A 23,600-nucleotide genomic window follows, 5' to 3' on the forward strand; every position below is an offset into this window, starting at 1 on the left:
GCATTCACGCCTTGTGGGCCACCGCCACGATGTAGTCGGAATACGAGCCCGTCATCCGCATCGTGACCGAGTTGAACGCGCCGCGCCACACGGGATTGATGTGCTTCATATCGGGCTGGCGCAGGCGCTTACCGAGGAACTTGCCCAACGGCGGATATACGTCCTTGCCAATCGACCAGGTCTCGGCGCGCGCAAATCCCATGTCCAGCAGCAGATCCCGATATCCCTGAACGTCCACCGCCCACTGCACGGCATTGGCGGGTGCATTCTGCCAGCCCTTGCGCGCCACCTGATTACGTGCCAGCGCGGTGAGTCCGGTGCGCCGCGGCACGATATCGGCGGTCACCAGCCGCCCACCCGGCTTGAGCACCCGCAGCGCCTCGCGGAAGAAGTCGATCCGTGACGGGAAGTGGAATGCCGACTCCAGTGCGACCACTTTGGTGCACGACTCGTTGCCGAACGGCATGTCGGTGGCCGAGGCCTTCACGTACTCGATCTTCTCGGAGAGGCCCGCTTCGGCGACGCGTTGGGTGGAGATGGCGATCTGCTCCTCGGCCAGATTTACCCCGGTGATGTGTTTCACGTTGAACTCGTTGGCCCACAGGATGTCCTGATCGCCATATCCGCAGCCGCAGTCCACCACCACATCGGAGGCCGTGAACCCGGCGCTGGACGCGACGAGCCGTGCGAGGTCGCGGCTGGCCTCATCGAGCGTGCTGGGGTGGTTACGCCAGTACCCGAAGTTGATGAAGAGCGATTCCTCGCCGAACAAGTTCTGGGTGCCGACGATGTCGTAGATCTGTCCGGTCTTGAGGCCGCCTGTCGAGGACACGGCGACCGCCGCCATCCGCCGCCATTCATCGGCCCAGCGGCGTAGGCGCTCACCTGCGGATTCGTCTGTGAACTGGGATGTCAGTGTGGTCATGGTGGGCAGCTCCCTAAGTTAGCTCTGGCCGCCTCGTCGCGGCTCAAGCCTGCGTAACAAACAGTACCGGATACTTCAGATATCGGCATCTAAAGCCGCTCAGCGGGACGTACGGCGCTGCATCCAGGAAACCTGTCGGGGGAATGACTAGGCTGGGGAGGTTGCCCGGTTTCTGTACTGCCGGGCGGAAGACGAATGAGGAGCACATGACCGACACCACGCTGCCGCCGGGGAACCCCCCGGGGGACGATGACATCGTCGACCGCATCGAACCGGTCGATATTCAGCAAGAGATGCAGCGCAGCTACATCGACTACGCCATGAGCGTCATCGTGGGCCGCGCACTTCCCGAGGTGCGTGACGGCCTCAAGCCCGTGCACCGCCGCGTTCTCTACGCGATGTACGACTCCGGCTTCCGGCCCGACCGCAGCCACGCGAAGTCGGCGCGCTCGGTGGCCGAGACCATGGGTAATTACCACCCGCACGGCGACTCCTCTATTTACGACACCCTGGTCCGCATGGCGCAGCCTTGGTCATTGCGCTACCCGCTGGTGGACGGCCAAGGAAACTTCGGTTCCCCGGGTAACGACCCCGCCGCCGCCATGCGTTACACCGAGGCCCGGCTCACCCCGCTGGCCATGGAGATGCTGCGCGAAATCGACGAGGAGACAGTCGATTTCATCCCCAACTATGACGGCCGCGTCATGGAACCGACGGTGCTGCCGAGCCGGTTCCCGAACCTGCTTGCCAACGGCAGCGGCGGTATCGCCGTCGGTATGGCCACCAATATGCCGCCGCACAACCTGCGCGAGCTGGCCGAGGCGGTCTACTGGGCACTGGACAACCACGAGGCCGATGAGGAGACCACCCTCAACGCGGTCTGCGAGAAGATCACCGGCCCCGACTTCCCGACATCCGGGTTGATCGTTGGGACGCAAGGGATTCACGACGCCTACACCACTGGCCGCGGCTCGATCCGCATGCGCGGTGTGGCCGAGATCGAGGAAGACACCAAGGGCAGAACGTCTTTGGTGATCACGGAGCTGCCGTACCAGGTCAACCACGACAACTTCATCACCTCGATCGCCGACCAGGTTCGTGACGGCAAGATCGCCGGCATCTCCAATATCGAGGACCAGAGCTCCGACCGCGTCGGCCTGCGAATCGTGGTGATACTCAAGCGCGATGCCGTCGCCAAGGTGGTGCTGAACAACCTCTACAAGCACACCCAGCTGCAGACCAGCTTCGGCGCCAACATGCTGTCGATCGTCGACGGCGTGCCGCGCACACTGCGCCTGGACCAGCTGATCCGGCACTACGTCAACCACCAGTTGGACGTCATCATCCGGCGTACCCGTTACCGGCTGCGTAAGGCCAACGAGCGTGCGCACATCTTGCGCGGTTTGGTCAAAGCGCTTGACGCGCTTGACGAAGTGATCGCATTGATCCGTGCTTCGCAGACTGTCGACATCGCCCGCCAGGGTCTGATCGAGCTGCTGGACGTCGACGAGATTCAGTCCCAGGCCATCCTCGATATGCAGCTGCGTCGTCTGGCGGCCCTGGAGCGACAGAAGATCGTCGAGGACCTCGCCAAGATCGAAGCGGAGATCGCCGACCTCGAGGACATCCTGGCCAAGCCGGAACGTCAGCGCGCCATCGTCCGGGACGAACTCAGCGAGCTGGTCGAACGCTACGGAGACGACCGTCGCACCCGCATCATCTCCGCGGACGGGGACGTCGCCGACGAGGACCTCATCGCACGCGAGGACGTCGTCGTCACCATCACCGAAACTGGGTACGCCAAGCGCACCAAGACCGACCTGTACCGCAGCCAGAAGCGCGGCGGTAAGGGCGTGCAGGGTGCGGGCCTGAAGCAGGACGACATCGTCAAGCACTTCTTCGTGTGCTCGACGCATGACTGGATTCTGTTCTTCACCACGAAGGGCCGCGTCTACCGCGCCAAGGCGTACGACCTGCCCGAGGCCGCCCGCACCGCGCGCGGCCAGCACGTCGCCAACCTGCTGGCCTTCCAGCCGGAGGAGCGCATCGCACAGGTCATCCAGATCAAGAGCTACGAGGACGCGCCGTACCTGGTGCTGGCCACCAAGAATGGGCTGGTCAAGAAGTCCAAGCTCACCGACTTCGATTCCAACCGCAGCGGTGGCCTGGTGGCCGTCAACCTGCGCGACGGTGACGAACTCGTGGGTGCGGTGCTGTGCGCCGCCGCGGACGATCTGCTGCTCGTTTCGGCACACGGCCAGTCCATCCGGTTCAGTGCCACCGACGAGGCGCTGCGGCCGATGGGCCGCGCCACCTCCGGTGTGCAGGGCATGCGCTTCAACGGTGAGGACGAGCTGCTGTCGCTCAACGTCATCAGTGAGGGCACGTTCCTGCTGGTGGCCACCTCGGGCGGCTACTCCAAGCGCACCGCGATCGAGGAGTACCCGGTGCAGGGACGTGGCGGCAAGGGCGTGCTGACAGTTCAGTACGACCCGCGCCGCGGAGCCCTGGTGGGTGCGCTCGTCGTGGACGAGGAGGCCGAGTTGTACGCCATCACCTCCGGCGGCGGTGTCATCCGTACAACGGCGAAGTCGGTGCGTAAGGCCGGACGCCAGACCAAGGGTGTGCGCCTGATGAACCTCGGGACAGGCGACACCCTGTTGGCCATCGCGCATAATGCCGATGAAGGGGACGCTGAGCTTGAAGACGGCGCAGCAGACACCGCAAGCGAGTAAGGAGCCGTAGGTGAGTTCACCGAACGATTCCGGGGAATCTGGCGGAAGCGAGCGCCCCGTGGACCAAACGGACTTGCCTCCCTGGCAGCGGGCGGAGCGGCGGCGTGGCTCACACGCCGCTGCTACCGGTCCGCAGCGGGTGCCCGGCCGTGAGCCGCGCCCCGGCGGCGTACCGACGGAGATCATCCCCGTGATCGACGCCGACGCCGCTCCACCCACGGCACCCACCCCGGCGCCCCGCCCCGGAAACCGTCCGTCGGCGGGATTGGATGCCCGGCTCAGCAGGTTCATTTCCGGGACCGCTGCCCCGGCCGGATTCACCACACCGCTGACTCGGCCAGAACCTGATCTGGAACCCGAGCTTGAGCCCCACGACGAGCTGCCGGAGCGTCCCGAGAGAACCGAACGGCCCGAGCGGGTGCGTTCGAGTACCCCCTGGGGAGAATCCAGCGCACAGGAGCCGGTGCGCGCCGTCAAGAACAACGACCTGCCCGATCTCTCGGGCCCAGTCCCCCGCCCGCCCCGTGGTAGAAGCGATGCGGCGCAGGGTGGTTCGGCAGTCACCGTCGGACCGTCGCGGAAGGGTCCGCTACGCGCGGCCATGCAGATCCGGCGCGTCGACCCCTGGGCGACCCTCAAGGTCTCACTGGTGCTGTCGGTGGTGTTCTTCTTCGTCTGGATGATCGCCGTCGCCATGCTGTACCTGGTGCTCGGCGCGATGGGTGTGTGGTCGAAGCTCAACGAGAACGTCGGCGAGCTCATCACCAACAGCGGCGGCGGCGAGCTGGTGTCCAGCGGCACCATCTTCGGTACCGCGCTGCTCATCGGCCTGGTCAACATCGTGCTGATGACCGCGGCCGCCACCATCGGCGCGTTCATCTACAACCTGACCACCGATCTCGTTGGCGGTATCGAGGTCACGTTGGCCGATCGCGACTAACGGTTTGGGATGCACCCGCCCTGTGCGGTAATCTCTGCGTTCGGTCTAAGGGGCTATAGCTCAGGTGGTTAGAGCGCTTCGCTGATAACGAAGAGGTCGGAGGTTCGAGTCCTCCTAGCCCCACCACACTTGTTGGGAGGTCCGCCACGTGAGAGCGCTGCTGCTGGTACTCGCACTGTTGGGCGTGGCCTACGCGGCCGCAATCACCGTGGCACGCAACAACATGGAAGTGTGGCACACAGCAGCAGGTGAGGGGCCTTAGCTCAGTTGGTAGAGCGCTACCTTTGCAAGGTAGATGTCAGGAGTTCGATTCTCCTAGGCTCCACTCAGTTCCATCCCGCTCGCGACGATCAGCCCTACGGCTGAGGTTGCGTATCGACACTCGGCGCCAGCGTCGATGGCTCGGGCTGTCCCGAGCGGCGCAGCACAGTGAATGCCACCGCCCCGGCACCCAGCAGGCCCACCACGGCAAGCCCGGCCAGCGCGCGCGGCAGCTTGCGCTTGCGGGCAGCGCTCAGCACCTCCGGCAGCGTGTCAACCACATCGGCGACGGCGTCCTGCACTTCCGATGACACCGCCTTGCCCCGACTGAACAGCTTGCCCGCCGCGGACTTCGCCAGCCCGAAGCCGAGTCCGGCGGTGCCGCGTGAGACGTCGATAGGGGCGAGTGCCGCCTCCTTGAGTCCCCGGACCAGACGCTCCCCGGAGGTGAGCTTGACGGCAGGTTCATCGGTCTTGGTCAGCAGGCTCATCGTCAGCAGGTCCCTTCGTTGGGCGGTGATCTGGGTTCGGACGGTTCAAGGCTCAATGCCATCTTTGCGCACTCGCCGGCGCCTGGCGAGGAGTTGGCGCAGCGGCGTGCCGCAGGCGCCTCGCGGAGCGGGCTGCGCCAGGTGGCACGATGGTCATCGTGACTTCACCTATCCAGACTCAGACCGCCACCCTGCACACCAACCGTGGCGACGTCGTCATCGCGCTGTTCGGCAATCACGCCCCGAAGACCGTGGCCAATTTCGTCGGCCTCGCCGACGGCAGCAAGGACTACTCGACCAAGAACGCCAAGGGCGAGGCCAGCGGCCCCTTCTACGACGGCGCCATCTTCCACCGCGTCATCGAGGGCTTCATGCTCCAGGGCGGCGATCCCACCGGCACCGGCCGCGGCGGCCCGGGATACCAGTTCGGCGACGAGTTCCACCCGGAGCTGCAGTTCGACAAGCCGTACCTGCTGGCCATGGCGAACGCCGGACCGGGCACCAACGGTTCGCAGTTCTTCATCACCGTCGGCAAGACCCCGCACCTGAACCGCAAGCACACCATCTTCGGTGAGGTCGTCGACCCGGCCTCGCAGCAGGTTGTCGACGCGATCGCTGCCACCGCCGTCGATCGCGGTGACCGTCCCAGCGAGGACGTCGTCATCAACTCCATCACCATCAGCTAGGTCCCGATGGCTCATCCCGGACAGGTACCGGTCTACGGGTGCGCTTGGCACCCGGACCGGGCCACCGCGGTGCGCTGTGTGCGGTGTGGGCGCCCCGTGTGTCCGGCGTGCATGCGATCAGCGCCCGTGGGTCAGCAGTGCGTGGAATGCGTCGCGGAGGGCGCCAAATCGATGCGTCGGGTCAAACCGTTGCAGCAGGCGCGGGCCTGGATCACCTGGGCCCTGATCGCCGTGAACGTTTTGGTGTACGCCGCCGTGGTGGGAAGCGCCGACGAGACGATGGCCGTCACCACCAGCCCGCTGTTCCGGGACCTGGTGCTGTACCTGCCGTGGGTGGCACAGGGTGAGCTGTGGCGCACCATCACCGCAGGCTTCCTGCACTTCGGTCTGATGCACATCGGGGTCAATATGCTCTCGCTGGCGATGATCGGTCCCGGCCTGGAGCACGCGTTCGGTCGCGAGCGGTACGCCACGATCTACGGCACCGCGTTGCTCGGCAGTAGTGCCATCGCGATGTGGTTCAGCCCAAATGCGTTGGTGGCCGGTGCCTCCGGTGCGATCTACGGCCTGCTGGGTGCGGCGCTGGTGCTGTATCTGCGCGAGCGTTTGAACCCGCAGACCATCATCATTGTGCTGGTGCTCAACATCGGGCTGAGCATCTCGCTGCCGGGTATCTCATTGGCCGGCCATATGGGTGGGCTGTTGTTCGGCGTGCTCAGTGCCGGCGCGCTGCTGTACCACCGCGAGGTGTGCCGGTGGACGGGGATGTCCGGGCTCGTCCAGAAGCCGTCGACGCCGTGGGTGCTGGCGGCAGTGGTGATCGCGCTGTCGGTAGCGCTCATCCTGGCGAAGGTTCTGACCTACTCCGGATAGGTCACGACGGCAGCTTGGCGGCGAGAAATTGCCACTGTGTGTGCTGTTTGACGATGTCCGGAACATCGTCGGTGAAGGGCCGCTCGTAGTGCGCGGCGATCTGGGCGGCCGTTTGAACATCGGTGATCCAGCCGTGCTCCGTGAGCCAGTCCGCGGGCGGCATGCGCGAATCCGGGTATGTCAACATCCAGAAATTGGCGGCCCGAACGTCCTCGGGGACAACAGGTTCAGCGATTGAATCCCACGTCTCGGTCGAGGTGATAAAGATATTGGCGTCGCTGCAGATGGCGCTGCCAGGCGCGGACAGCTCGATGATTCGCTCAAACAGCAGGTCCTGACCAGTCCCGGGTAGGCCGGCCATGATCAGCGGTGCGATGAGCCACGCGGTGGGTTGTTCGGGATCGAATCCTGCGTCGCACAGGACTTCCACCCAAGGGTCGGTCGAGGCAGCGATGGGCACCAAACGCTGGGTAACGCACGGCACCGCCCCGTGTTCCTTGAGGACGCGACCGCGGAACTCCAACGTGTGCGGATGGTCCACTTCGTACAGAATCGCATCCGTTGGCCATGGGAGCCGGTAGGCCCGAGTGTCCAGGCCCGCGGCGAACTGCACGACTTGCCGGGTGCCCAGCCCAAGCTCCGTGGTGATGAAGTCGTCGCCGTGGCGTGTGAAGATGCCTGACGCGTTGATGAGAAGAAAGGTGCCGTCTGCCGCCGAAGGGTTCTCGGGAAATCCTGCCGCGAGGAAGGCGCCACTGAGTGGCTCATTCGCGGCGGTAACCAGCACAGCGGCGAACGGATCGTGGACCAACGGATGGCCGCGCTGACTTTCCAGCGCACGCAGAGCCGCGGCGATCAGATCGAATTGGTACTTGTGCGCAGGTGAGGTCACGGCATTTTCCCTTTGGCCATCCAAAGAATCACCCGCTTTCTGCACATTGAATTCAAGATTATCGACACGGCGCCCAATTGTGATGGTGTCGGGCAAGCTACCGGCCTGTACCAGTTATGGACCGGGATCTCTTTGCGTGTCCGGCGGTTCCGTCGAACGTCCCAGGTAGTCGGTGGGCAGTGTCGCGGTGAGGAAACGACGGTCCGCAAGATCCTGGAATCCCCGCGCCAGCACATCGCCGAACGGGCGACCATAGCGTTGTGCCAGCTCACGACCCGTACATGTCTGGGTCAGCCAGCCATGCCCGGCAAGCCAATCACCGGGAAGTGTGCGTTCGTCGTAGTGCGCGAGCACCGAGTAGTCGGCATCGCGGATGGTCTCGGGGGCGATGGCGTCCACGAGGTCGTCCCACACCTGCCCCGACGGGGTCAGCGGATCGTTATCCGTCGCGATCGTGCTGCCGGGCGCCGACATCTCGATGATCCGCTCGAACATCGCGTCTTGGCTGCCGCCCGGGAGGTTGGAGATGACGGCCTCGGCCAGCCAGGCCGTGGGAGCGTCGGGGTCGAAACCAGCCGAGGTCAGTTCGGCCTGCCACTGTTCGGCGAGCCCACAGTGGACCATGCGCTGTGTCGCCCGGGGTTCGGCGCCCGCGTTGTCGAGCGCCTTCATCTTGAGCGTGAGGACCTCGGGATAGTCGACTTCATAAACGATGGTTCCGGCGGGCCAGGAGAGTCGGTAGGCGCGGGTATCGAGGCCCCCGGCAAGCAGCACCACCTGCCGAGCGCCGTCCTGCACGGAAGCGAGCAGGGCTTCGTCGAAGTACCGACACATCGCCGCCATGTAGTTGGTGAGCAAGTAGGTGCGGGTCTCGTTCTCTGTCGACGGATCCTCACGGACGCCGATGTTCAGGAGTGCCCGTGTGTACGGATCCCCGACGGCGTCGATGATCGTCTGGGCGTGCTCGTCATATGACAGCGGCTGGGCGCGTTGAGATTCGAGCGCGCGCATCGCAGCGATGGTCAGTTCGATCTGCATGCCCCGACGGGCGAACTCCCCGCCGGCACCCGCACTGCCAGCCATACTTCCCAGCCCTCATCCCCGCCGTCAAACCGCAGGCATTTGCCGCTTCGCTCATTGGTCCAGACGGAACACTCTTTAGTGATTGCATGGGAAACTCTAGTCGAGGCTAGAGGGAAGCTCTCGCGTAAGCGCAGAACTGTGTCCCGCGCGGCCTACAGCTAGCGCGTGGCGGTGATGAAGTATGCGTCCGACCACAGCGAGGTGATTTCGCTGTGCTCGCTCGGGGCCGGTCGCCCATACGTGGCGGCCTGCTCCAGCCGATTGACGGTGTCTACCCGCCAGTCGTGTTCGCGCAGCCAGTCGATCGGATCCTTGCGCTCGTCGTCGTAGATAAGGGTGCCGATATTGATGTCCTTGACGAAGTCCGGCCTGAGTTTGTTGACCGCGTCTTGCCATTGATCGGCGGTGGCCACTCGCCGGCGCCACTCGGTGGCCAGGAAGCTGCCGGGGGCGGAGTGCGCGGTGATGTTCTCGAACAGTGCGTCCTGGGCGGCTCCGGGCAGATACGCCAGCAGACCCTCCGCGAGCCAGGCCGTCGGCTTGCTCGCGTCGAAGCCCGCCGTCTCCAGGGCCGCGATCCAGTCGTCGCGAAGGTCGACGGCTACTTCGCGCCGCTGTGCCAGTGGTGTCGCCTTCTGATCGGCCAGGACCTGGTCTTTGAACTCGAGGACCTTCGGCTGATCGAGCTCGTAGACGACGGTGCCGTCCGGCCAGGGCAGCCGGTAGGCTCGCGCATCGAGGCCGGCCGCCAGGATCACCGCCTGCCGAATACCAGAAGCCGTTGCAGCAGTAAAGAATTCATCGAAAAACTTGGTGCGGACGGCAAGGTGATTGACAAGATATGTGGTAGCGGCGTCCCACTCGGACTCGGGTTTCGGCGCCGCCAGGGCCTCGGTGAGATGGGGCTCGCCGGAAGCCTCGACAAAGGCGCGGGCGTATTCGTCTCGGATGAGCGGTTCGGAACGGGTGGTCTCGAGTGCGCGAAACGAGGACACCATGAGGGCTGTGAAGCCGACGCTACTGACAATGTCCCACTGATCGCCGTCGGTTCGTGTCATGTGCCCGCCTTGTTCGAAGGTTCCGCTACCCAGGAATAATTACCTAAGGCAACGATACGCGGGTGACGGTTTTCACGCCCGATACCGGGCGGCGTGCAGCGCTTCGAGGACATCGCGGGGGTCGGTGCCGAGATCCCACCGATTCAGCACAATCAGTCGATCGCCGGATTCAATTTCCAGCAGTCGGGCCCGTCGACCAAGCCGTCGGAACTCGGTGACCTTCACCGAGTCCACCGAGGCGCGGGGCAGCAGCGTGCTACCGGTGAGACCTTGCAGCACGAGTCCGTCATCGGCAATACGTAGCTTGGGACGACAGCGCCACGACACGGCGGCGAACCCCAGCAGACCGAGAGCGGCCACCGAGGCCAGCAGGCGGCCGGGCGCATCCGAGACCAGTGCGACGGCGGCGACGCCGAAGGCGGCACCAACAAGGGCCGTGGCGGCGATGCCGGCAGGTTTCGGGCCCCATTCGGCAGGAGATGCGGGCGAGTTATCCACAGGCGTTATCCACAGTGGGGATAAATCACATCGTTGTGATTGGGTGTCTGAAGGGTGGACTCAGCGGAAACAGGCGTTAACCGCACCGGCAACGACAGCATGCGGATGATCAGCGCCACCGCATCGTCAGCAGCAGCCCCGTGATCATGAAGGCAAACGCGATGGCGTAGTTCCACGGGCCCAGATCCAGCATCCACGTGATGTGCTGTGCGGCGAGCTGGAAGACCATGAGCCAGGCCAGGCCGATGAGCATGAGGGTGAGGAAGAACGCGACGAACCAGAAGCTGGACGGGCCAGCCTTCACCTTGACCGGCGTACGGCTAACCGTGGTTGCGTTGAACGCGGACTTCTTACGGACCTTGGACTTGGGCATCGACTACCTCGGGAGCATCTCGGATAGGGCGGCACGACGAGTGATCGCCGCGGCCGGAGTCGTAATGGGTTCTTACGCAGGTTACAGCCCAGGGCTGCGACAATCTTCTGGTGACCGCCGATGAGCCGCTAGCGCGAAGAGGTTCAGGCTCCGATGAGCCCCGGAAACCTCTCATCTGGCGGGTCGGCGTGCCGCTCGTCTGCGCGCTGGCCGGCTTTCTGCTGGCCGCGACGCACACGGTGTCGGGCGGCAGCGAGATCCGCCGCGGCGACTCTCCCTCCCCTCGACTGGTGGATCTGGTGCGCGAGACGCAGAAGTCGGTAGACAAGCTCAGTGCCACCCGCGACGGCCTGGCGAATGAGATGGCCGACGCACGCCAGCAGTCGGCGGGCGGTGATAGTCAGGTGGCGGCGGCGCTCGCCGAAACCGGCGAGATGGCCGATGCCGCGGGCGTGCGGCCCGTCACCGGCCCCGGGCTGGTGGTGACGCTCACCGATGCCAAGCGCGACGCGTACGGCCGGTTCCCCAGGGATGCGTCCCCGGACGACCTGGTGGTGCACCAGCAGGATGTCGAGGGCGTGCTCAATGCGCTGTGGAGCGCGGGCGCCGAGGCCATTCAGATGCAGGATGACCAGCGGCTGGTAGCCGGGTCGGTGCCCCGATGCGTGGGCAACACGCTGCTGCTACACGGCCGCACCTATAGCCCGCCGTACGTGATCACGGCCATCGGAGATGCCGATGCCATGCAGGCAGCGCTCGACGCCGCGCCGCTGGTGAACTTGTATCGGCAATACGTGGCGCGATTTGGCTTGGGGTACACGGTGAATCGCGGGCATCACCTTGAGGTGGCCGGATACCGGGACGCGGTCGGGCCGGGCCGCGCGATTCCGTTGGAGGGTCGGTAGGCGTCAGCTTGTAAACCGGCTGGGAACCGGCGGGGAAACCGCTGGCGCGTGTCCGTACCCTTGATCTGTGCGCATCCTCGTGGTCGACAACTACGACAGCTTCGTGTTCAACCTGGTCCAGTACCTGGGTCAGCTCAGTGTGGACGCGACGGTGTGGCGCAACGACGACCCACGGTTGGCGGATACCGATGCGGTGGCCGCTGACTTCGACGGCGTGCTGATCAGCCCCGGTCCGGGCACGCCGGAGAGCGCGGGCGTGTCCATCGCGATGGTTCATTCGTGTGCGAAGACGGGCACTCCGCTACTCGGGGTGTGCCTGGGACATCAGGCGATTGGGGTGGCGTTCGGCGGTACCGTCGATCGCGCTCCGGAGCTGTTGCACGGCAAGACGAGCTCCGTCGAGCACGAGGACGCCGGAGTCCTGCGCGGCCTGTCGAATCCGTTCACGGCCACCAGATATCACTCGCTGACCATCCTGCCCGACACCGTGCCCGATGAGCTCCGGGTGATCGCCCGGACCGCCAGCGGCGTGATCATGGGCGTCATGCACACCGAGCTGCCGATCCACGGGGTGCAGTTCCACCCCGAGTCGATCCTCACGGAGGGCGGGCACCGAATGTTGGCCAACTGGCTCACCTACTGCGGTGCGCCCCTTGACGAATCGCTGGTGCGGTCGCTCGAGGTCGAGGTCGCTACGGCGCTGAACGGGGTTTCCGGCCGGGTCGCCGCCCTCGGCGGCTAACCGAGGAACCGTCTGCGTACGGGATTTAGCTCTGTCCGAAGCGCAGCCGGATCGGGCCGTTGAACGGGGCACCCGCGCCGGCCGGCGGATCCTGTGAAACCACGCGGGCCCTGTTGTTGCCGTCGGAGGGCACGTCCTCGGTCGATAGGCCCCCGCCTTGCCATCCGGCCTGGTACAGCATCGGCTCGGCATCGGTCCAGAACTTGCCTACGAGATTTGGCATGCGGAACTGCCCGCTTTGGGACACCCGGATCTCAATGACGCCGTCCTCTGGGAACATCGTTCCGGCAGGAGGATTCGTGCTCAGAATCTGCCCCTTCGCTTCTGGGCTGGGAATCTGAATCACGGTGGGTGGTGCGGTGAATCCGTAGGTGGGCAGGTTCTTGAGGGCGACATCGATGTTCTGACCGACGAGATCCGGCGCGGGCTTCTCGCCGGGACCCTTGCCGACAACGATGGTGATGTTGTTGGTGACGGCCGAGTACTGGCCGGCAGATGGGTTGGTGGCCATGACCCTGCCCTTGTCCTCGGGCAATGACTTGGTCTCGCTCTGGGTGAAGGTGCCCTTGAAACCGGCGCTCTGCAGCTTCTTCACCGCGTCGCCGAAACTGAGGCCGTGGCAGTCGGGTACCTGCTGGCTCTCCGGCCCGATGGACACGTTCAGAGTGACCTCCGAGCCCGCCGACACCGTAGAGCCCTTCGCGGGATCGGTGTCAATGACCTTGTCGGGGGACAGCTTTGAGCTCGTGTTCTTTTGGATCTTGGTTTTGAAGCCGAGGTTCTGCAGGGCCGCCACGGCCTCGGACTGAGACTTGCCCGTCACGTCGGGAACCTGCACATCCCGAGACGGTCCGCTGCCCCAGATGATCGCGAACGTGACCACCACGGTGAGTACCACCAGTGCAGCAAGGCCAACCAGCCAGCGGCTCAGCGGATTCCGCCGGGGCTCCGCGTAATGGTTCGAAAGCTGACCGGTCTGCGATCCGGAGCTCGGAAATGCCTTGGTGTTGGGGGGTGTATTGAGCATCGAGCTGCGCTCGGCGTCGGTGAGGACCTTAGGGGCGTCGGGCTGCTCACCCTGATACACGCGCATCAGGTCGGTGCGCATCTCCGCCGCATTCTGATACCGATTATCGGGGTTCTTCGAAAGTGCTTTGAGCACAACGGAATCCAGGCCGGGCGGAATTTCCGGGTTGCGCTTGGACGGCGCTACCGGGTCTTCACGCACATGCTGGTAGGCCACCGCAACGGGTGAATCGCCGACGAAAGGTGGCTCTCCGGTGAGCAATTCGTATAAGACGCAGCCCAGCGAGTAGACGTCGGAGCGCGCGTCCACGGTCTCGCCGCGAGCCTGCTCCGGCGAAAGGTACTGCGCGGTACCGATAACCGCTGCCGTCTGGGTCACGCTGACGCCCGCGTCCGACACCGCGCGCGCGATTCCGAAGTCCATCACTTTCACCGCGCCGGTCTTGCTGATCATGATGTTGGCGGGCTTGACGTCGCGGTGGATGATGCCGTGCTGGTGGCTGAAGTTGAGCGCCTGGCAGGAGTCGGCGACGACCTCGATCGCCCGGCGGATCGGCATGGGGCCGTCATCCTTGACGATGTCACGCAGCGTGATGCCGTCGACGTACTCCATCACGATGTAGGGCAGTGGCCCGGTGGGCGTCTCGGCTTCACCGGTGTCGTAGACCGCGACGATCGCCGGATGGTTCAGTGCGGCGGCGTTCTGTGCCTCCCTGCGGAAACGCAGATAGAAGCTCGGGTCCCGGGCCAGGTCTGCGCGCAGCACCTTGATCGCGACGTCGCGGTTCAGCCGCTGGTCGCGCGCCAGGTGAACCTCGGACATGCCGCCATAGCCGAGGATCTCCCCCAGCTCGTAGCGGTCCGAGAGGTGCTGCGGAGTGGTCATTAGGGTGATTTCATCCCAGGGCTAGGGTCCGGTTCGGCGACCGGAAGCAGAGCCACGATATTAGCTGGCGCAAGCGCTCCTGGCGAAGCTGAAGCTGGGCTTGAGGGTGCTTCGCTGCTGGGGACCGTTGCCGGGGTGGTCGGCGAGTCATTCTTCTGCTCACTGGCGCGCAGGAGGATGAGCGCCGCGATGATGATCGCGAAGATGCCCAGCACCGCGGCAGCCCACATAAGGGCCTTCTGGCCGGGTGAGAACGTGCCGCGGCGGGGTGGCGGCGGCCGGTGCGAGCCCGTTGGCTGGCGTGTCCGGGAGGTGGGAGGAGCGACCCGGCTGGGTGCCCCGACGGCGGGCCGGACCGCAGTGGCAGGCGGGATGGCCGCCGGCGTGGCCCTGCTTATGGTCGGCGCCTGGTTGGGTCGTGGCGGGCGTCGACCGGCACGCACCGCGGCCACCGCATCGGCGAATAGACCGCCGGTGGTGTAGCGGTTCTGGGGGTTCTTCACCAGCGTGATCTCGATGAGCTCGCGCACGTTCGGTGGCAGATCGGCGGGCAGCGGCGAGGGCGTTTCCTTGATGTGCTTCATCGCGACCGTCAGCGCGCCGTCCCCGGAGAACGGGCGCTTACCCGAAACCGCTTCGTATCCAACGACTCCCAGCGCGTAGACATCACTGGCCGGGGTGGCGTCGTGTCCCAGCGCCTGCTCGGGTGCGATGTATTGGGCGGTGCCCATCACCATGCCGGTCTGGGTGACCGGGGCGGCGTCGACGGCCTTGGCGATGCCGAAGTCGGTGAGCTTGACCTGACCGGTGGGCGTGATCAGGATGTTGCCCGGTTTCACGTCGCGATGCACCAGGCCCGCGGCGTGGGCTACTTGCAGGGCGCGGCCGGTCTGCTCCAGCATGTCCAAGGAGTGGCGCAGCGACAGGCGACCGGTGCGCTTGAGCACCGAGTTCAACGGTTCGCCGTGGACCAGCTCCATGACCAGGTAGGCGGTGCGGCCCTCGCTGTCGATATCGGTTTCGCCGTAGTCGTACACGCTGGCGATCCCCGGATGGTTGAGCATCGCGACGGTGCGCGCCTCGGCCCGGAACCGCTCGATGAACTCTGGGTCCGAGGAGAACTCGGCCTTGAGTACCTTGACGGCGACCTTGCGGCCCAGCCGACTGTCGACACCCTCCCACACCTGGCCCATACCGCCGGTGGCGATGAGCCGCTGCAACCGATAGCGACCCGAAAGCGTCTCTCCCACACGTACCGTCATGAGGCTCCCTGTAGTGCGGCGGCGATGACCTGGCGGCCGATGGGTGCGGCGACAGAGCCGCCGGTGGCCGCCAGGGCGCGGTCTCCGCCATCTTCGACGAGGACTGCGATGGCGACCTTGGGGGTCATCGCGGAGGACTGTGCATCCGACGGTGTGCTCGATGCCGGGGCGAAGGCGATGTACCACGCGTGCGGCGGGGTGTTGCGTGGATCGGTGCCGTGCTCGGCGGTGCCGGTCTTCGATGCGATCTGCACGCTGGGGATGGCACCGGTCTGTGCGGTGCGCTGTTCTGAGGCAATCATCAGTTCGGTCAATGTGTTCGCGATAGCAGGTGACACGGCCTGGCCGATGTCATCGGTGGTGGTGGTGGACAAATTGGAAAGGTCTGGACCCTTAAGGCTATCGACCAGATGCGGTTGCATCAGCACGCCCTTGTTGGCGACGGCCGCGGCGACCATCGCATTCTGCAGGGGGGTCATCGCGACATCCTTCTGCCCGATGCTCGACATCGCGACGGCAGCGTCGTCGGACATCGGACCGACTGTGGAGGTGGCTACTTGGAGCGGGATGCCGTCGAGCTCGCGGTCGAGGCCGAATGCCTGTGCCGCCTTGACCAGTTTGTCGCGCTTGAGTTGTTCGGCACCCAGTTTGGCGAAGGCGGTGTTACAGGAGCGCGCAAACGCCTCCTTGAGCGAGGTGGTGTCGCCGCCACCGCAGGAGGCCCTGTTGTAGTTCTCCAGGGTGGCATTGCTGCCCGGCAGGAAGATCGTCGGAGAGGCGGTTACCTCGGTGTTGACCGTCTTGCCGTCGGCCAGCGCCGCGGCCGTTGTGATCACCTTGAAGGTCGAGCCGGGCGGGTACGTCTGCGAGATGGCGCGATTGAGCATCGGCTGCGCCGGATCCTCCCCCAGACGCTTCCAGGCCTCATTCTCTTTCGCGGAGTCCTGGCTGGCGAGCAGATTGGGGTCATATGAGGGTGTCGAGACCATCGCGAGAATCTTTCCGGTGGAGGGCTCCAGTGCCACCACGGAGCCGCGACAGCCGTCCTTGCAGCCGCGGTGCATGGCGTCATAGGCGGCCTGCTGCACATCGGGGCGGATGGTGGTGACCACGCTGCCGCCCCGCGGGTCACGACCCGTGAAGAAGTCCGCGAGCCGCCGTCCGAACAGCCGGGGATCGGATCCGTTGAGCACGGTGTCCTCGGCGCGCTCCAGCCCGGTGCTCGAGTAGTTGAGTGAGTAGAAGCCGGTGACCGGTGCGTACACCAGCGGGTCCGCGTACTGCCGCAGGAAGCGGAACCGGCTGTCGGTGGCCACCGAGGACGCAAGCAGCTGCCCGCTCGCCGATATCTGTCCCCGCTGACGCGAGTACTCGTCGAGAAGCACCCGCTGGTTACGGGGATCGGCGCGCAGTCCGGGCGCCGTGAAAACCTGGGTGAGGGTGACATTGCCCAGGAGCAGCACGATCAGTCCCATGACGACGAGAGACACCCGGCGGATCGATGTGTTCATACGCGGTCGATCAGTTCCGTGCGGGCTTCCGCGATGGGGGCTGCGTTGGGCGCGGCATTGGTGGTGAGCGGCCGGCGCGCGATATGCGAGATGCGCAGCAGGATGGCCAGCAGCACGTAATTGGACACCAGCGACGACCCGCCATAGGAGATCCAGGGCGTGGTGAGGCCCGTCAGCGGGATCAGTTTGGTGACGCCGCCGACGACGATGAACAGCTGCAGTGCCAGCGCCGCAGATAGTCCGGAGGCCAGCAACTTGCCGAAGCTGTCTCGGACGGCCAGTGAGGTGCGGAAGCCGCGGACGATGAGGATGGTGAATACCAACAGCACACCGGCTAGGCCCACCAGCCCGAGTTCCTCCCCGATGGCGGCGATGATGAAATCGGTTGAGGCGGCGGGCACTGTGCCCGGCTGACCGTTCCCCAGGCCGGTGCCGAAAATGCCTCCGGTGGCGAAGCTGAACAGGGACTGCATCATCTGGTACCCGTTACCGTCCGCGTCGGCGAAGGGGTCGAGCCAGGTTTCTACGCGCACGCGCACGTGCGCAAACAGGAAGTACGCCAAGAATGCGCCGGCGGCGAAGAGACCGAGCCCGATTAGCACCCAGCTGATCCGCGCCGTCGCGATGTACAGCACGGTCAGGAACGAGGTGTAGAGCAGCAGCGAGGTGCCCAGGTCCTTCTCAAAGACCATGACTCCCACCGATATTGCCCAGACGGCTAGCAGGGGCCCCAGGTCTCTGGCGCGTGGTGACTCCACACCCCAATAACTCCGCCCCGCGGTGCGGAACAGATCGCGCTTGGTCATCAGGAAGGCGGCGAAGAATACGAGCAACAGAATCTTGGCGGCCTCGGCGGGCTGAATCGACAAGAACGGCAACTCGATCCAGATCTTGGCCCCGTTCTGTTCGGAGACCGAGGAGGGGAGCAGCGCTGGAATGGCCAGCAATACGATGCCGATAATCCCGAAGGTGTACCCGTACCGTGCCAGCATCCGGTGGTCCTTGACGGTCGCCAGCACCCCGATGAGTGCGGCGACACCCACCAGCGTCCACAGCACCTGCGCATTGGCTTCCAGTGTGCCGTCGCCCTCGCCGGCGGCCACCTTCGCTAGATCCAGCCGATGGATCATCACTAGGCCGAGGCCGTTAAGCAACGCCACACAGGGCAGCAACAGCGGATCGGCGTAGGGGGCGTAGCGCCGAATTGCGAAGTGGGCCAGTGCAAACAGGACCAGATAGGCAAGGCCATACTTCAGCAGGTCCAGCGACAGACCGCGTTCGAGATTGGCCTCCACGAGGATCAGGGCGACGGTGGTGATGGCGGCAGCGAATCCTAGAAGCCCCAACTCCGCGCTGCGTCGTGTCGGCTGTGCGGGCTGCACATTGCCTCCCACGCTGGGCACGACAGCGGTTTGGGGCGCCGTCGTCATGACACGGTCCGGCAGGTGACACCCGGTTCTTGTGGGGGCGCAGGCAAAGGTGCCGGCGCAGATGTGGACGGTGTGGTGCTGGCGCCAGGGCTCGTTGTGGACGTAGGCGTAGGAGACGGCCGGGTAGTTGTGGTCGTCGTGGCTGTCGCGGGACCGGATGTGGTGGACGGGGTGCGTCCCGACGTGACGGGCGTGGGCGAAGGCTGTGTTGTTGTCGGAGTCTTGGGTGCGGGCGGTGGGCACGGCGGCAGCGCGTTCTTGGTGAGCTGGCGCAGCTGGCCGATGGCCTCGTCGAGGGTGCCGCCGGGCAGGCCGGTCTCGACCTGCTGACGCTCGGACGGGCGCAGGTCCGACACCTTGAAGTACTTGCAGGACAGACCGGATGCGGGCTCGCCGTAGCTCACCAGCGACATGTCTCCGCGGGAGTCGAGGCAACCGACAAGGTCCGGCCGTTGCAGTCGGTAGCCCAGCAGCGCGCCTTGGACTCCCTGCATGATGGAGACGTTGCCCTCGTAGGCACTCACGTAATAGTTGTTGAGCACCACGCGGCGTCCGATGGCCAGCCCGGCCAACGCGACCAGCACCACGAGTACCGCGGCTATCAGCCAGCGCAGACGGTGTTTCTTGGGCTTAGCGGTATCGGATTCGGTTGTCTCGGTATCGGTTTCGTCTGCCGCAGGCTCAGGCTCTTTCAGGGCCCGCTGAATCGCGGCGGCACGTCCGGCGGCCGTGTTCGGCGGCGGAGTGTCGGTGTCGGCATCGGCGGATACCGCCCCCGCCACGATCGGCCGGGTCTGTCCGTAGTCCAGCTCCACGACGTCGGCGACGACGACGGTGACGTTGTCGGGTCCACCGCTGCGCAGCGCCAATTCGATGAGCCGATCGGCCGCAGCGGAGACATCGGCGATCTCCAACGCCTCGGCGATGGTTTCGTGGCTCACCGGATCGGAGAGCCCGTCCGAACAGAGCAGGTATCTGTCCCCCGCATGTGCCTCGCGCATGATGAGCGTCGGCTCGACCGGTGTACCGGTGAGCGCACGCATGATGAGCGAGCGTTGCGGATGGTTGTGGGCTTGCTCCGGGGTGATCCGACCCTCGTCGACAAGGGTTTGGACGAAGGTGTCGTCCTTGGAGATCTGGCTGAGCTCACCGTCACGCATGAGGTAAGCGCGCGAGTCGCCGATATGCACCATGCCCAGCCGTTTTCCCGTGAACAGGAACGCCGTCAGGGTGGTGCCCATCCCATCCAGCTCGGGTTCGGCGCGCACATGATCGGCGATTGCCGCGTTGCCGGAGTACACCGCGTCGGCCAGGGTGTCCAGCAGGTCGCCACCGGGTTCGTCGTCGTCGAGCGGTGCCAGCGCCGCGATGACCAGCTGGGAGGCAACCTCACCGGCTGCATGACCGCCCATACCGTCGGCTAACGCCAGCAGGCGCGCCCCGGCATAGACCGAGTCCTCGTTGTTCGACCGCACCAGTCCGCGATCGCTACGCGCCGCGTAGCGCAGCACCAGCGTCACGAGCGCAGCTCGATCACTGTTTTGCCGATACGTACCGGCATCCCCTGGGGAACCCGCAGCGCCGTCGTCACCTTCTCCCTATCCAGATATGTGCCGTTGGTCGATCCTAGATCCTCCACGTACCAATCCGATCCGCGTGGCGATAGCCGCGCGTGCCGCGTCGAGGAGTAATCGTCGGTGAGGACCAATGTGGAGTCGTCGGCCCGGCCGATCAAGATGGGCTGCGTGCCGAGCGTGATCCGTGTGCCCGCCAGCGCACCTTCGGTCACCAGCAGGTACTGCATCTGTCGCCGGCCGGCCTTAGCGGGGCGAATGGAACGCAGGTTCAGCCCCCGATTGGCCATCAGCTGCCCGGTCGGTGCGTAAATATCGGTGCGCAGGATGCGCAGGACCGACCAGATGAACACCCACAGCAGCAACAGGAACCCCCCGCGGGTGAGCTGGAGCACCAGTCCCTGCATCCGGTTGTCGTTCCTCTCGCTGGTCCGTCGCGCCTCGGCGAGGGTGTCCGGCAGACTGGACCCTACCGAGACGTACCCGGTGGATCGTCGACGCCGGATGGTTATGGCTCGGCAGAGCAACGATACTTGGCCGGGTTACCCGACGGGGCCCGATATGTGCAGCCTGTCTCGAACGTGGTGTTGTGGGGTGCGGTCCTACTGCACCCGAACGATGATCTCGGAGTGGCCCAGCCGGATGATGTCGCCGTCGGCCAACTGCCACTCGGTGACCGGCGCGTTGTTGACGGTGGTGCCGTTGGTCGAATTGAGATCCGACAGCAGGGCGGCGTGCCCGTCGAAGCGCACCTCGAGGTGACGGCGAGAAACGCCCGTGTCAGGCAGCCGGAACTGCGCGTCCTGTCCACGGCCGATCACATTGGTGCCCTCACGCAACTGGTAGGTGCGGCCGCTGCCGTCGTCCAGCTGCAAGGTAACCGTGGTGCGACCGGCACCCGGGCTGCTCGCGGGAGCGCCGTAATCGGGGCTGCTCTGGTAGCCGCCGTGCTCGTAGTCGCCGTATTCGGGCTCACCGTAACCACCCTGGGGTGATCCGTATCCGCCCTGCTGCGGCGGTGCGCCGTAGCCACCCTGCTGTGGGTAGCCGGGGGGGCGACCGTAATCCTGGCCCGGAGGGGGACCCTGCGGGGAGCTGTATCCGCCACCCGGGCCGCCCTGCTCGTACTCGCCGTAGGTCGGGCGAGGAGGCTCGCCGTAGCCGCCTTGCTGTGGGGGTGCGCCGTAGCCACCCTGCTGCGGAGGAGCGGGGGGACGGCCGTAGTCCCCGCCGCCTTGCTGTGGGGGTGCGCCGTAGCCACCCTGGTCGTAGCCCCCACGCCCGGGCTGGTCGTATCCGCCCTGCTGCGGCGGACGCGGCTGGTAGCCGCCCTGCTCGTAGCCGGCCGGTGGACGACCGTAGTCCTGTGGGTACTGCTGGCCGTAGCCTCCGCCCTCGTGGCCGCCCTGGCGCGGGGGGTAGCCCTGGTCGCCCTGCGGCTGCTGACCACGCGGATCCTGATCGGGACGCCCGTACCGGTCGTCATCTCGGCCGTACTCTTCGCCGGGGCGTCCCTGCTGGGGACCTGGGTTGTCAGTCATGGGTGCTCCTGGTTGTGAATCCGGGGTCGAAGGGGCCTGGTGCATATGGTCCCGCTGGGTATCGGGATTGACTACACCGCGCGTACGAAATTGGCCGGTGTGCAAGCTAGGTGATTGTTCGAATCGGACAACAACTTCACCATACGTTTGCCACCCTTGATCGCGAACATATTCGCGCAGGTGTTCGGCGAACGTGTCTGCGTTGAGATCGCGGTCGTCCGCCGCCTTCTCGTGATCTCCGGTGCTGAGGAGAACAAAGAACTCGTTGGGAGCCAGCAGCCGCCCCTGGCCCGCTGACCTGACTCCATCGGCGGCCTCGCGACGCAGCGAGGCCTGCACTTCCTGCGGGACGATGCTGCCGCCGAAGACGCGGGCGAAGGCATCGCCGACCACGTCCTCGAGCTTGCGCTCGAAGCGTTGGACAATTCCCATGCCTTCCTCCTTTCGGCGATCGCACGGCAGGTTCTGGGCGCATGGCACAGTGCACCGCCGCGAGCGGATCTCGACTAGATGGTATCGGTTTGATGATCGTCGGGACCCACTCCTCTATTACGAGACGACATCGTCTTGGCACCAAGAGGCCTTCTATGCACGAGGTTTGTTGGGATTGGCGTGGGTGGACGGGCTTTCGCCGGGTCATTCTCGGTTCGGAGGTGGGTCCGCGACCGTGATAAGCTGCCGCGGTCGTTGGGGCGAGTGGCGGAATGGCAGACGCGCTGGCTTCAGGTGCCAGTGTCCTTCGGGACGTGGGGGTTCAAGTCCCCCTTCGCCCACAAGATAGTGGGCCAGGAAGCCCAATGACGGAAGGCCGGAGACCCTGAGGGGTTCCCGGCCTTCGTTGTCTCGGCCTTACCGCGAGGTGTCGATTCACTCCATATGTGCGGGTCCGCCAACCGGGTTCCCGGCACTTGCATCCCTGGGCCTCAGTGATGGTGACGACCTCTCGCGGCGCTTTCGGACCGCCCGCTCGACTGACCGCGCGGGGTCCGGGGCGGTAGCCGGTCCGTTGCTAGTGACCTATGACACAACTGTGCAGCCATCGTCCGTGTTGGCGGCATAGCGCACGCCGCCGGTTTCTCTGCGGCAAGACCACGATCCGCCCAGGTCACGCTCGAAAGCCGGGAACAGAGGGTAATACCGGATGGAATTCAGCAATCTATCTGTCTGATAATTAAACAGGTCAGACTCTGCATATTGATGCTGAGCGAACTATCGACAGCACAATTAGGTGATGCTAACTTAACCCCCATGCGGCCGCCGATTCGCGAGACCTGTCGATCACCAGTGATTGGTACAGCTATCTCTCTACGGCGCCTGGGCGGAGCGCCATCCGATGATGAAGCCCCCGGGCAGGCATCGGCCGCTAGTTCGCTCGTCATTGAACATGCTGCTCAGGGAAGGGAGTACCCACGATGAATCTCAATGTCGTTCCGGAAGGCCTGCTCGCCACCAGTGCCGCGGTTGAGGCGCTCACCGCGCGTTTGGCCGCGGCTCACGCAGTGGCCGCTCCGGTGATCGGTGCCGTGGTGCCGCCTGCTGCCGATCCGGTGTCACTGGAGACCGCGGCCGCGTTCAGCGTGCGCGGTGTGGAGCACACCGGTGTGGCCGCCCTGGCCGTTGAGGAGCTGGGCCGTGCTGGTCTGGGTATCTCGGAGTCTGCCGCCAGTTACACCACAGGCGACTTGCAGGCCGCTGCGACGTACATGATGGCGCGGGGCTAGGACCGGTGTCCGCGCCCATCTGGATGGCCTCACCTCCCGAGGTCCATTCCACATTGCTATCCAGTGGCCCCGGTCCCGGTGCGCTGTTGGCCGCGGCCGCGCAGTGGCAGGCGCTCTCGACGCAGTACGCCACCGCGGCAACGGAGTTGACCCAGCTGCTCGCTGCCACCACTGCCGGACCCTGGCA

General features: G+C 65.3%; 22 protein-coding genes and 3 tRNA genes. 11 read left to right on the forward strand and 14 right to left on the reverse strand.

The window, feature by feature from the left end; translation table 11 throughout:
* Positions 1-4 precede the first annotated feature (4 nt).
* Positions 5-925 (reverse strand): class I SAM-dependent methyltransferase, encoded by a 921-nt coding sequence (locus tag AB0H22_RS22210; RefSeq protein WP_180752293.1) that lies wholly within the window; start codon positions 923-925, stop codon positions 5-7.
* A gap of 206 nt (positions 926-1,131) precedes the next feature.
* On the opposite strand from AB0H22_RS22210, the gene gyrA reads away from it, so the two are divergent.
* From gyrA to AB0H22_RS22230, 4 genes are all read left to right on the forward strand, one after another.
* Positions 1,132-3,660: a DNA gyrase subunit A gene (gyrA, locus tag AB0H22_RS22215; RefSeq protein ID WP_180752294.1), complete on the forward strand. Its 2,529-nt coding sequence runs from the start codon at positions 1,132-1,134 to the stop codon at positions 3,658-3,660.
* Between the two features lie 10 nt (positions 3,661-3,670).
* Positions 3,671-4,600, forward strand: a complete 930-nt coding sequence (locus tag AB0H22_RS22220) for a DUF3566 domain-containing protein (protein WP_180752295.1) — start codon at positions 3,671-3,673, stop codon at positions 4,598-4,600.
* Positions 4,601-4,649: 49 nt separating this feature from the next.
* A tRNA-Ile gene (locus AB0H22_RS22225) sits at positions 4,650-4,726 on the forward strand.
* 126 nt (positions 4,727-4,852) lie between these two features.
* Positions 4,853-4,925, forward strand: a tRNA-Ala gene (locus AB0H22_RS22230).
* 31 nt (positions 4,926-4,956) lie between these two features.
* Here the strand turns inward: AB0H22_RS22230 and cwsA are convergent.
* Positions 4,957-5,352 (reverse strand): cell wall synthesis protein CwsA, encoded by a 396-nt coding sequence (gene cwsA / locus AB0H22_RS22235; RefSeq protein WP_358149003.1) that lies wholly within the window; start codon positions 5,350-5,352, stop codon positions 4,957-4,959.
* A gap of 149 nt (positions 5,353-5,501) precedes the next feature.
* On the opposite strand from cwsA, the gene AB0H22_RS22240 reads away from it, so the two are divergent.
* Together AB0H22_RS22240 and AB0H22_RS22245 are read left to right on the forward strand one after the other, a co-directional pair.
* Positions 5,502-6,038: a peptidylprolyl isomerase gene (locus AB0H22_RS22240; protein WP_180752297.1), complete on the forward strand. Its 537-nt coding sequence runs from the start codon at positions 5,502-5,504 to the stop codon at positions 6,036-6,038.
* 126 nt (positions 6,039-6,164) lie between these two features.
* Positions 6,165-6,911: a rhomboid family intramembrane serine protease gene (locus AB0H22_RS22245; RefSeq protein ID WP_358149058.1), complete on the forward strand. Its 747-nt coding sequence runs from the start codon at positions 6,165-6,167 to the stop codon at positions 6,909-6,911.
* Position 6,912: 1 nt separating this feature from the next.
* Here the strand turns inward: AB0H22_RS22245 and AB0H22_RS22250 are convergent, their stop codons facing one another.
* From AB0H22_RS22250 to crgA, 5 genes are all read right to left on the reverse strand, one after another.
* A complete protein-coding gene (locus AB0H22_RS22250) occupies positions 6,913-7,803 on the reverse strand; it encodes an SAM-dependent methyltransferase (protein ID WP_358149006.1) in 891 nt (296 codons plus the stop codon).
* Positions 7,804-7,917: 114 nt separating this feature from the next.
* Positions 7,918-8,886: an SAM-dependent methyltransferase gene (locus AB0H22_RS22255; RefSeq protein ID WP_358149008.1), complete on the reverse strand. Its 969-nt coding sequence runs from the start codon at positions 8,884-8,886 to the stop codon at positions 7,918-7,920.
* 158 nt (positions 8,887-9,044) lie between these two features.
* Positions 9,045-9,944, reverse strand: a complete 900-nt coding sequence (locus AB0H22_RS22260) for a class I SAM-dependent methyltransferase (RefSeq protein WP_358149009.1) — start codon at positions 9,942-9,944, stop codon at positions 9,045-9,047.
* A 72-nt stretch (positions 9,945-10,016) separates the two neighbouring features.
* The gene (locus AB0H22_RS22265) at positions 10,017-10,442 is read right to left on the reverse strand and encodes a PH domain-containing protein (protein WP_358149011.1); all 426 of its coding nucleotides are present in this window, start codon (positions 10,440-10,442) and stop codon (positions 10,017-10,019) included.
* A 109-nt stretch (positions 10,443-10,551) separates the two neighbouring features.
* Positions 10,552-10,815: a cell division protein CrgA gene (crgA, locus tag AB0H22_RS22270; protein ID WP_180752303.1), complete on the reverse strand. Its 264-nt coding sequence runs from the start codon at positions 10,813-10,815 to the stop codon at positions 10,552-10,554.
* Positions 10,816-11,003: 188 nt separating this feature from the next.
* On the opposite strand from crgA, the gene AB0H22_RS22275 reads away from it, so the two are divergent.
* Together AB0H22_RS22275 and AB0H22_RS22280 are read left to right on the forward strand one after the other, a co-directional pair.
* Positions 11,004-11,720 (forward strand): DUF881 domain-containing protein, encoded by a 717-nt coding sequence (locus AB0H22_RS22275; RefSeq protein ID WP_180752314.1) that lies wholly within the window; start codon positions 11,004-11,006, stop codon positions 11,718-11,720.
* 67 nt (positions 11,721-11,787) lie between these two features.
* The gene (locus tag AB0H22_RS22280; RefSeq protein ID WP_180752304.1) at positions 11,788-12,462 is read left to right on the forward strand and encodes an aminodeoxychorismate/anthranilate synthase component II; all 675 of its coding nucleotides are present in this window, start codon (positions 11,788-11,790) and stop codon (positions 12,460-12,462) included.
* 25 nt (positions 12,463-12,487) lie between these two features.
* Here AB0H22_RS22280 and pknB read toward each other — a convergent pair whose 3' ends face one another.
* From pknB to AB0H22_RS22315, 7 genes are all read right to left on the reverse strand, one after another.
* Positions 12,488-14,374, reverse strand: a complete 1,887-nt coding sequence (pknB, locus tag AB0H22_RS22285) for a Stk1 family PASTA domain-containing Ser/Thr kinase (protein WP_180752305.1) — start codon at positions 14,372-14,374, stop codon at positions 12,488-12,490.
* A complete protein-coding gene (locus tag AB0H22_RS22290) occupies positions 14,374-15,636 on the reverse strand; it encodes a serine/threonine-protein kinase (protein ID WP_180752306.1) in 1,263 nt (420 codons plus the stop codon). Before AB0H22_RS22290 ends, pknB begins: the two co-directional genes overlap by 1 nt.
* Positions 15,633-17,147, reverse strand: coding sequence for a D,D-transpeptidase PbpA (gene pbpA / locus AB0H22_RS22295; protein WP_180752307.1), 1,515 nt, complete (start codon positions 17,145-17,147; stop codon positions 15,633-15,635). Before pbpA ends, AB0H22_RS22290 begins: the two co-directional genes overlap by 4 nt.
* Positions 17,144-18,577, reverse strand: coding sequence for an FtsW/RodA/SpoVE family cell cycle protein (locus AB0H22_RS22300; protein WP_180752308.1), 1,434 nt, complete (start codon positions 18,575-18,577; stop codon positions 17,144-17,146). The genes pbpA and AB0H22_RS22300 overlap by 4 nt, the downstream gene beginning before the upstream one ends.
* Positions 18,574-20,097 carry a protein phosphatase 2C domain-containing protein gene (locus AB0H22_RS22305; RefSeq protein WP_180752309.1) on the reverse strand — a complete coding sequence of 508 codons (1,524 nt, stop codon included), beginning with the start codon at positions 20,095-20,097 and terminating at the stop codon, positions 18,574-18,576. The genes AB0H22_RS22300 and AB0H22_RS22305 overlap by 4 nt, the downstream gene beginning before the upstream one ends.
* Positions 20,094-20,558 (reverse strand): FHA domain-containing protein, encoded by a 465-nt coding sequence (locus AB0H22_RS22310; protein ID WP_180752310.1) that lies wholly within the window; start codon positions 20,556-20,558, stop codon positions 20,094-20,096. The genes AB0H22_RS22305 and AB0H22_RS22310 overlap by 4 nt, the downstream gene beginning before the upstream one ends.
* Positions 20,559-20,753: 195 nt before the next feature.
* Positions 20,754-22,124: a DUF3662 and FHA domain-containing protein gene (locus tag AB0H22_RS22315; RefSeq protein WP_180752311.1), complete on the reverse strand. Its 1,371-nt coding sequence runs from the start codon at positions 22,122-22,124 to the stop codon at positions 20,754-20,756.
* A gap of 258 nt (positions 22,125-22,382) precedes the next feature.
* Here AB0H22_RS22315 and AB0H22_RS22320 point away from each other — a divergent pair.
* The 3 genes from AB0H22_RS22320 to AB0H22_RS22330 form a co-directional block, all read left to right on the forward strand.
* Positions 22,383-22,465: transfer RNA gene (locus AB0H22_RS22320), tRNA-Leu, on the forward strand.
* A gap of 639 nt (positions 22,466-23,104) precedes the next feature.
* On the forward strand, positions 23,105-23,413 hold the full coding sequence (locus AB0H22_RS22325; RefSeq protein WP_358149016.1) for a PE family protein: 309 nt from the start codon (positions 23,105-23,107) through the stop codon (positions 23,411-23,413).
* Positions 23,414-23,418: 5 nt separating this feature from the next.
* Positions 23,419-23,600 (forward strand): PPE domain-containing protein (locus tag AB0H22_RS22330; protein WP_358149018.1); only part of this gene is annotated, 182 nt, incomplete at its 3' end.

The sequence above is a fragment of the Mycobacterium sp. NPDC050853 genome (assembly GCF_040653875.1).
Classification (GTDB): Bacteria; Actinomycetota; Actinomycetes; order Mycobacteriales; family Mycobacteriaceae; genus Mycobacterium.

What these genes read in the sequence shown, in the direction of transcription:
- AB0H22_RS22210 (WP_180752293.1), bottom strand. Translation starts at nt 925, where the DNA reads ATGACCACACTGACATCCCAGTTCACAGACGAATCCGCAGGTGAGCGC.
- gyrA (WP_180752294.1), top strand. Translation starts at nt 1,132, where the DNA reads ATGACCGACACCACGCTGCCGCCGGGGAACCCCCCGGGGGACGATGAC.
- cwsA (WP_358149003.1), bottom strand. Translation starts at nt 5,352, where the DNA reads ATGAGCCTGCTGACCAAGACCGATGAACCTGCCGTCAAGCTCACCTCC.
- AB0H22_RS22240 (WP_180752297.1), top strand. Translation starts at nt 5,502, where the DNA reads ATGGTCATCGTGACTTCACCTATCCAGACTCAGACCGCCACCCTGCAC.
- AB0H22_RS22255 (WP_358149008.1), bottom strand. Translation starts at nt 8,886, where the DNA reads ATGGCTGGCAGTGCGGGTGCCGGCGGGGAGTTCGCCCGTCGGGGCATG.
- AB0H22_RS22260 (WP_358149009.1), bottom strand. Translation starts at nt 9,944, where the DNA reads ATGACACGAACCGACGGCGATCAGTGGGACATTGTCAGTAGCGTCGGC.
- crgA (WP_180752303.1), bottom strand. Translation starts at nt 10,815, where the DNA reads ATGCCCAAGTCCAAGGTCCGTAAGAAGTCCGCGTTCAACGCAACCACG.
- pknB (WP_180752305.1), bottom strand. Translation starts at nt 14,374, where the DNA reads ATGACCACTCCGCAGCACCTCTCGGACCGCTACGAGCTGGGGGAGATC.
- AB0H22_RS22290 (WP_180752306.1), bottom strand. Translation starts at nt 15,636, where the DNA reads ATGACGGTACGTGTGGGAGAGACGCTTTCGGGTCGCTATCGGTTGCAG.
- pbpA (WP_180752307.1), bottom strand. Translation starts at nt 17,147, where the DNA reads ATGAACACATCGATCCGCCGGGTGTCTCTCGTCGTCATGGGACTGATC.
- AB0H22_RS22300 (WP_180752308.1), bottom strand. Translation starts at nt 18,577, where the DNA reads ATGACGACGGCGCCCCAAACCGCTGTCGTGCCCAGCGTGGGAGGCAAT.
- AB0H22_RS22310 (WP_180752310.1), bottom strand. Translation starts at nt 20,558, where the DNA reads ATGCAGGGACTGGTGCTCCAGCTCACCCGCGGGGGGTTCCTGTTGCTG.
- AB0H22_RS22315 (WP_180752311.1), bottom strand. Translation starts at nt 22,124, where the DNA reads ATGGGAATTGTCCAACGCTTCGAGCGCAAGCTCGAGGACGTGGTCGGC.
- AB0H22_RS22325 (WP_358149016.1), top strand. Translation starts at nt 23,105, where the DNA reads ATGAATCTCAATGTCGTTCCGGAAGGCCTGCTCGCCACCAGTGCCGCG.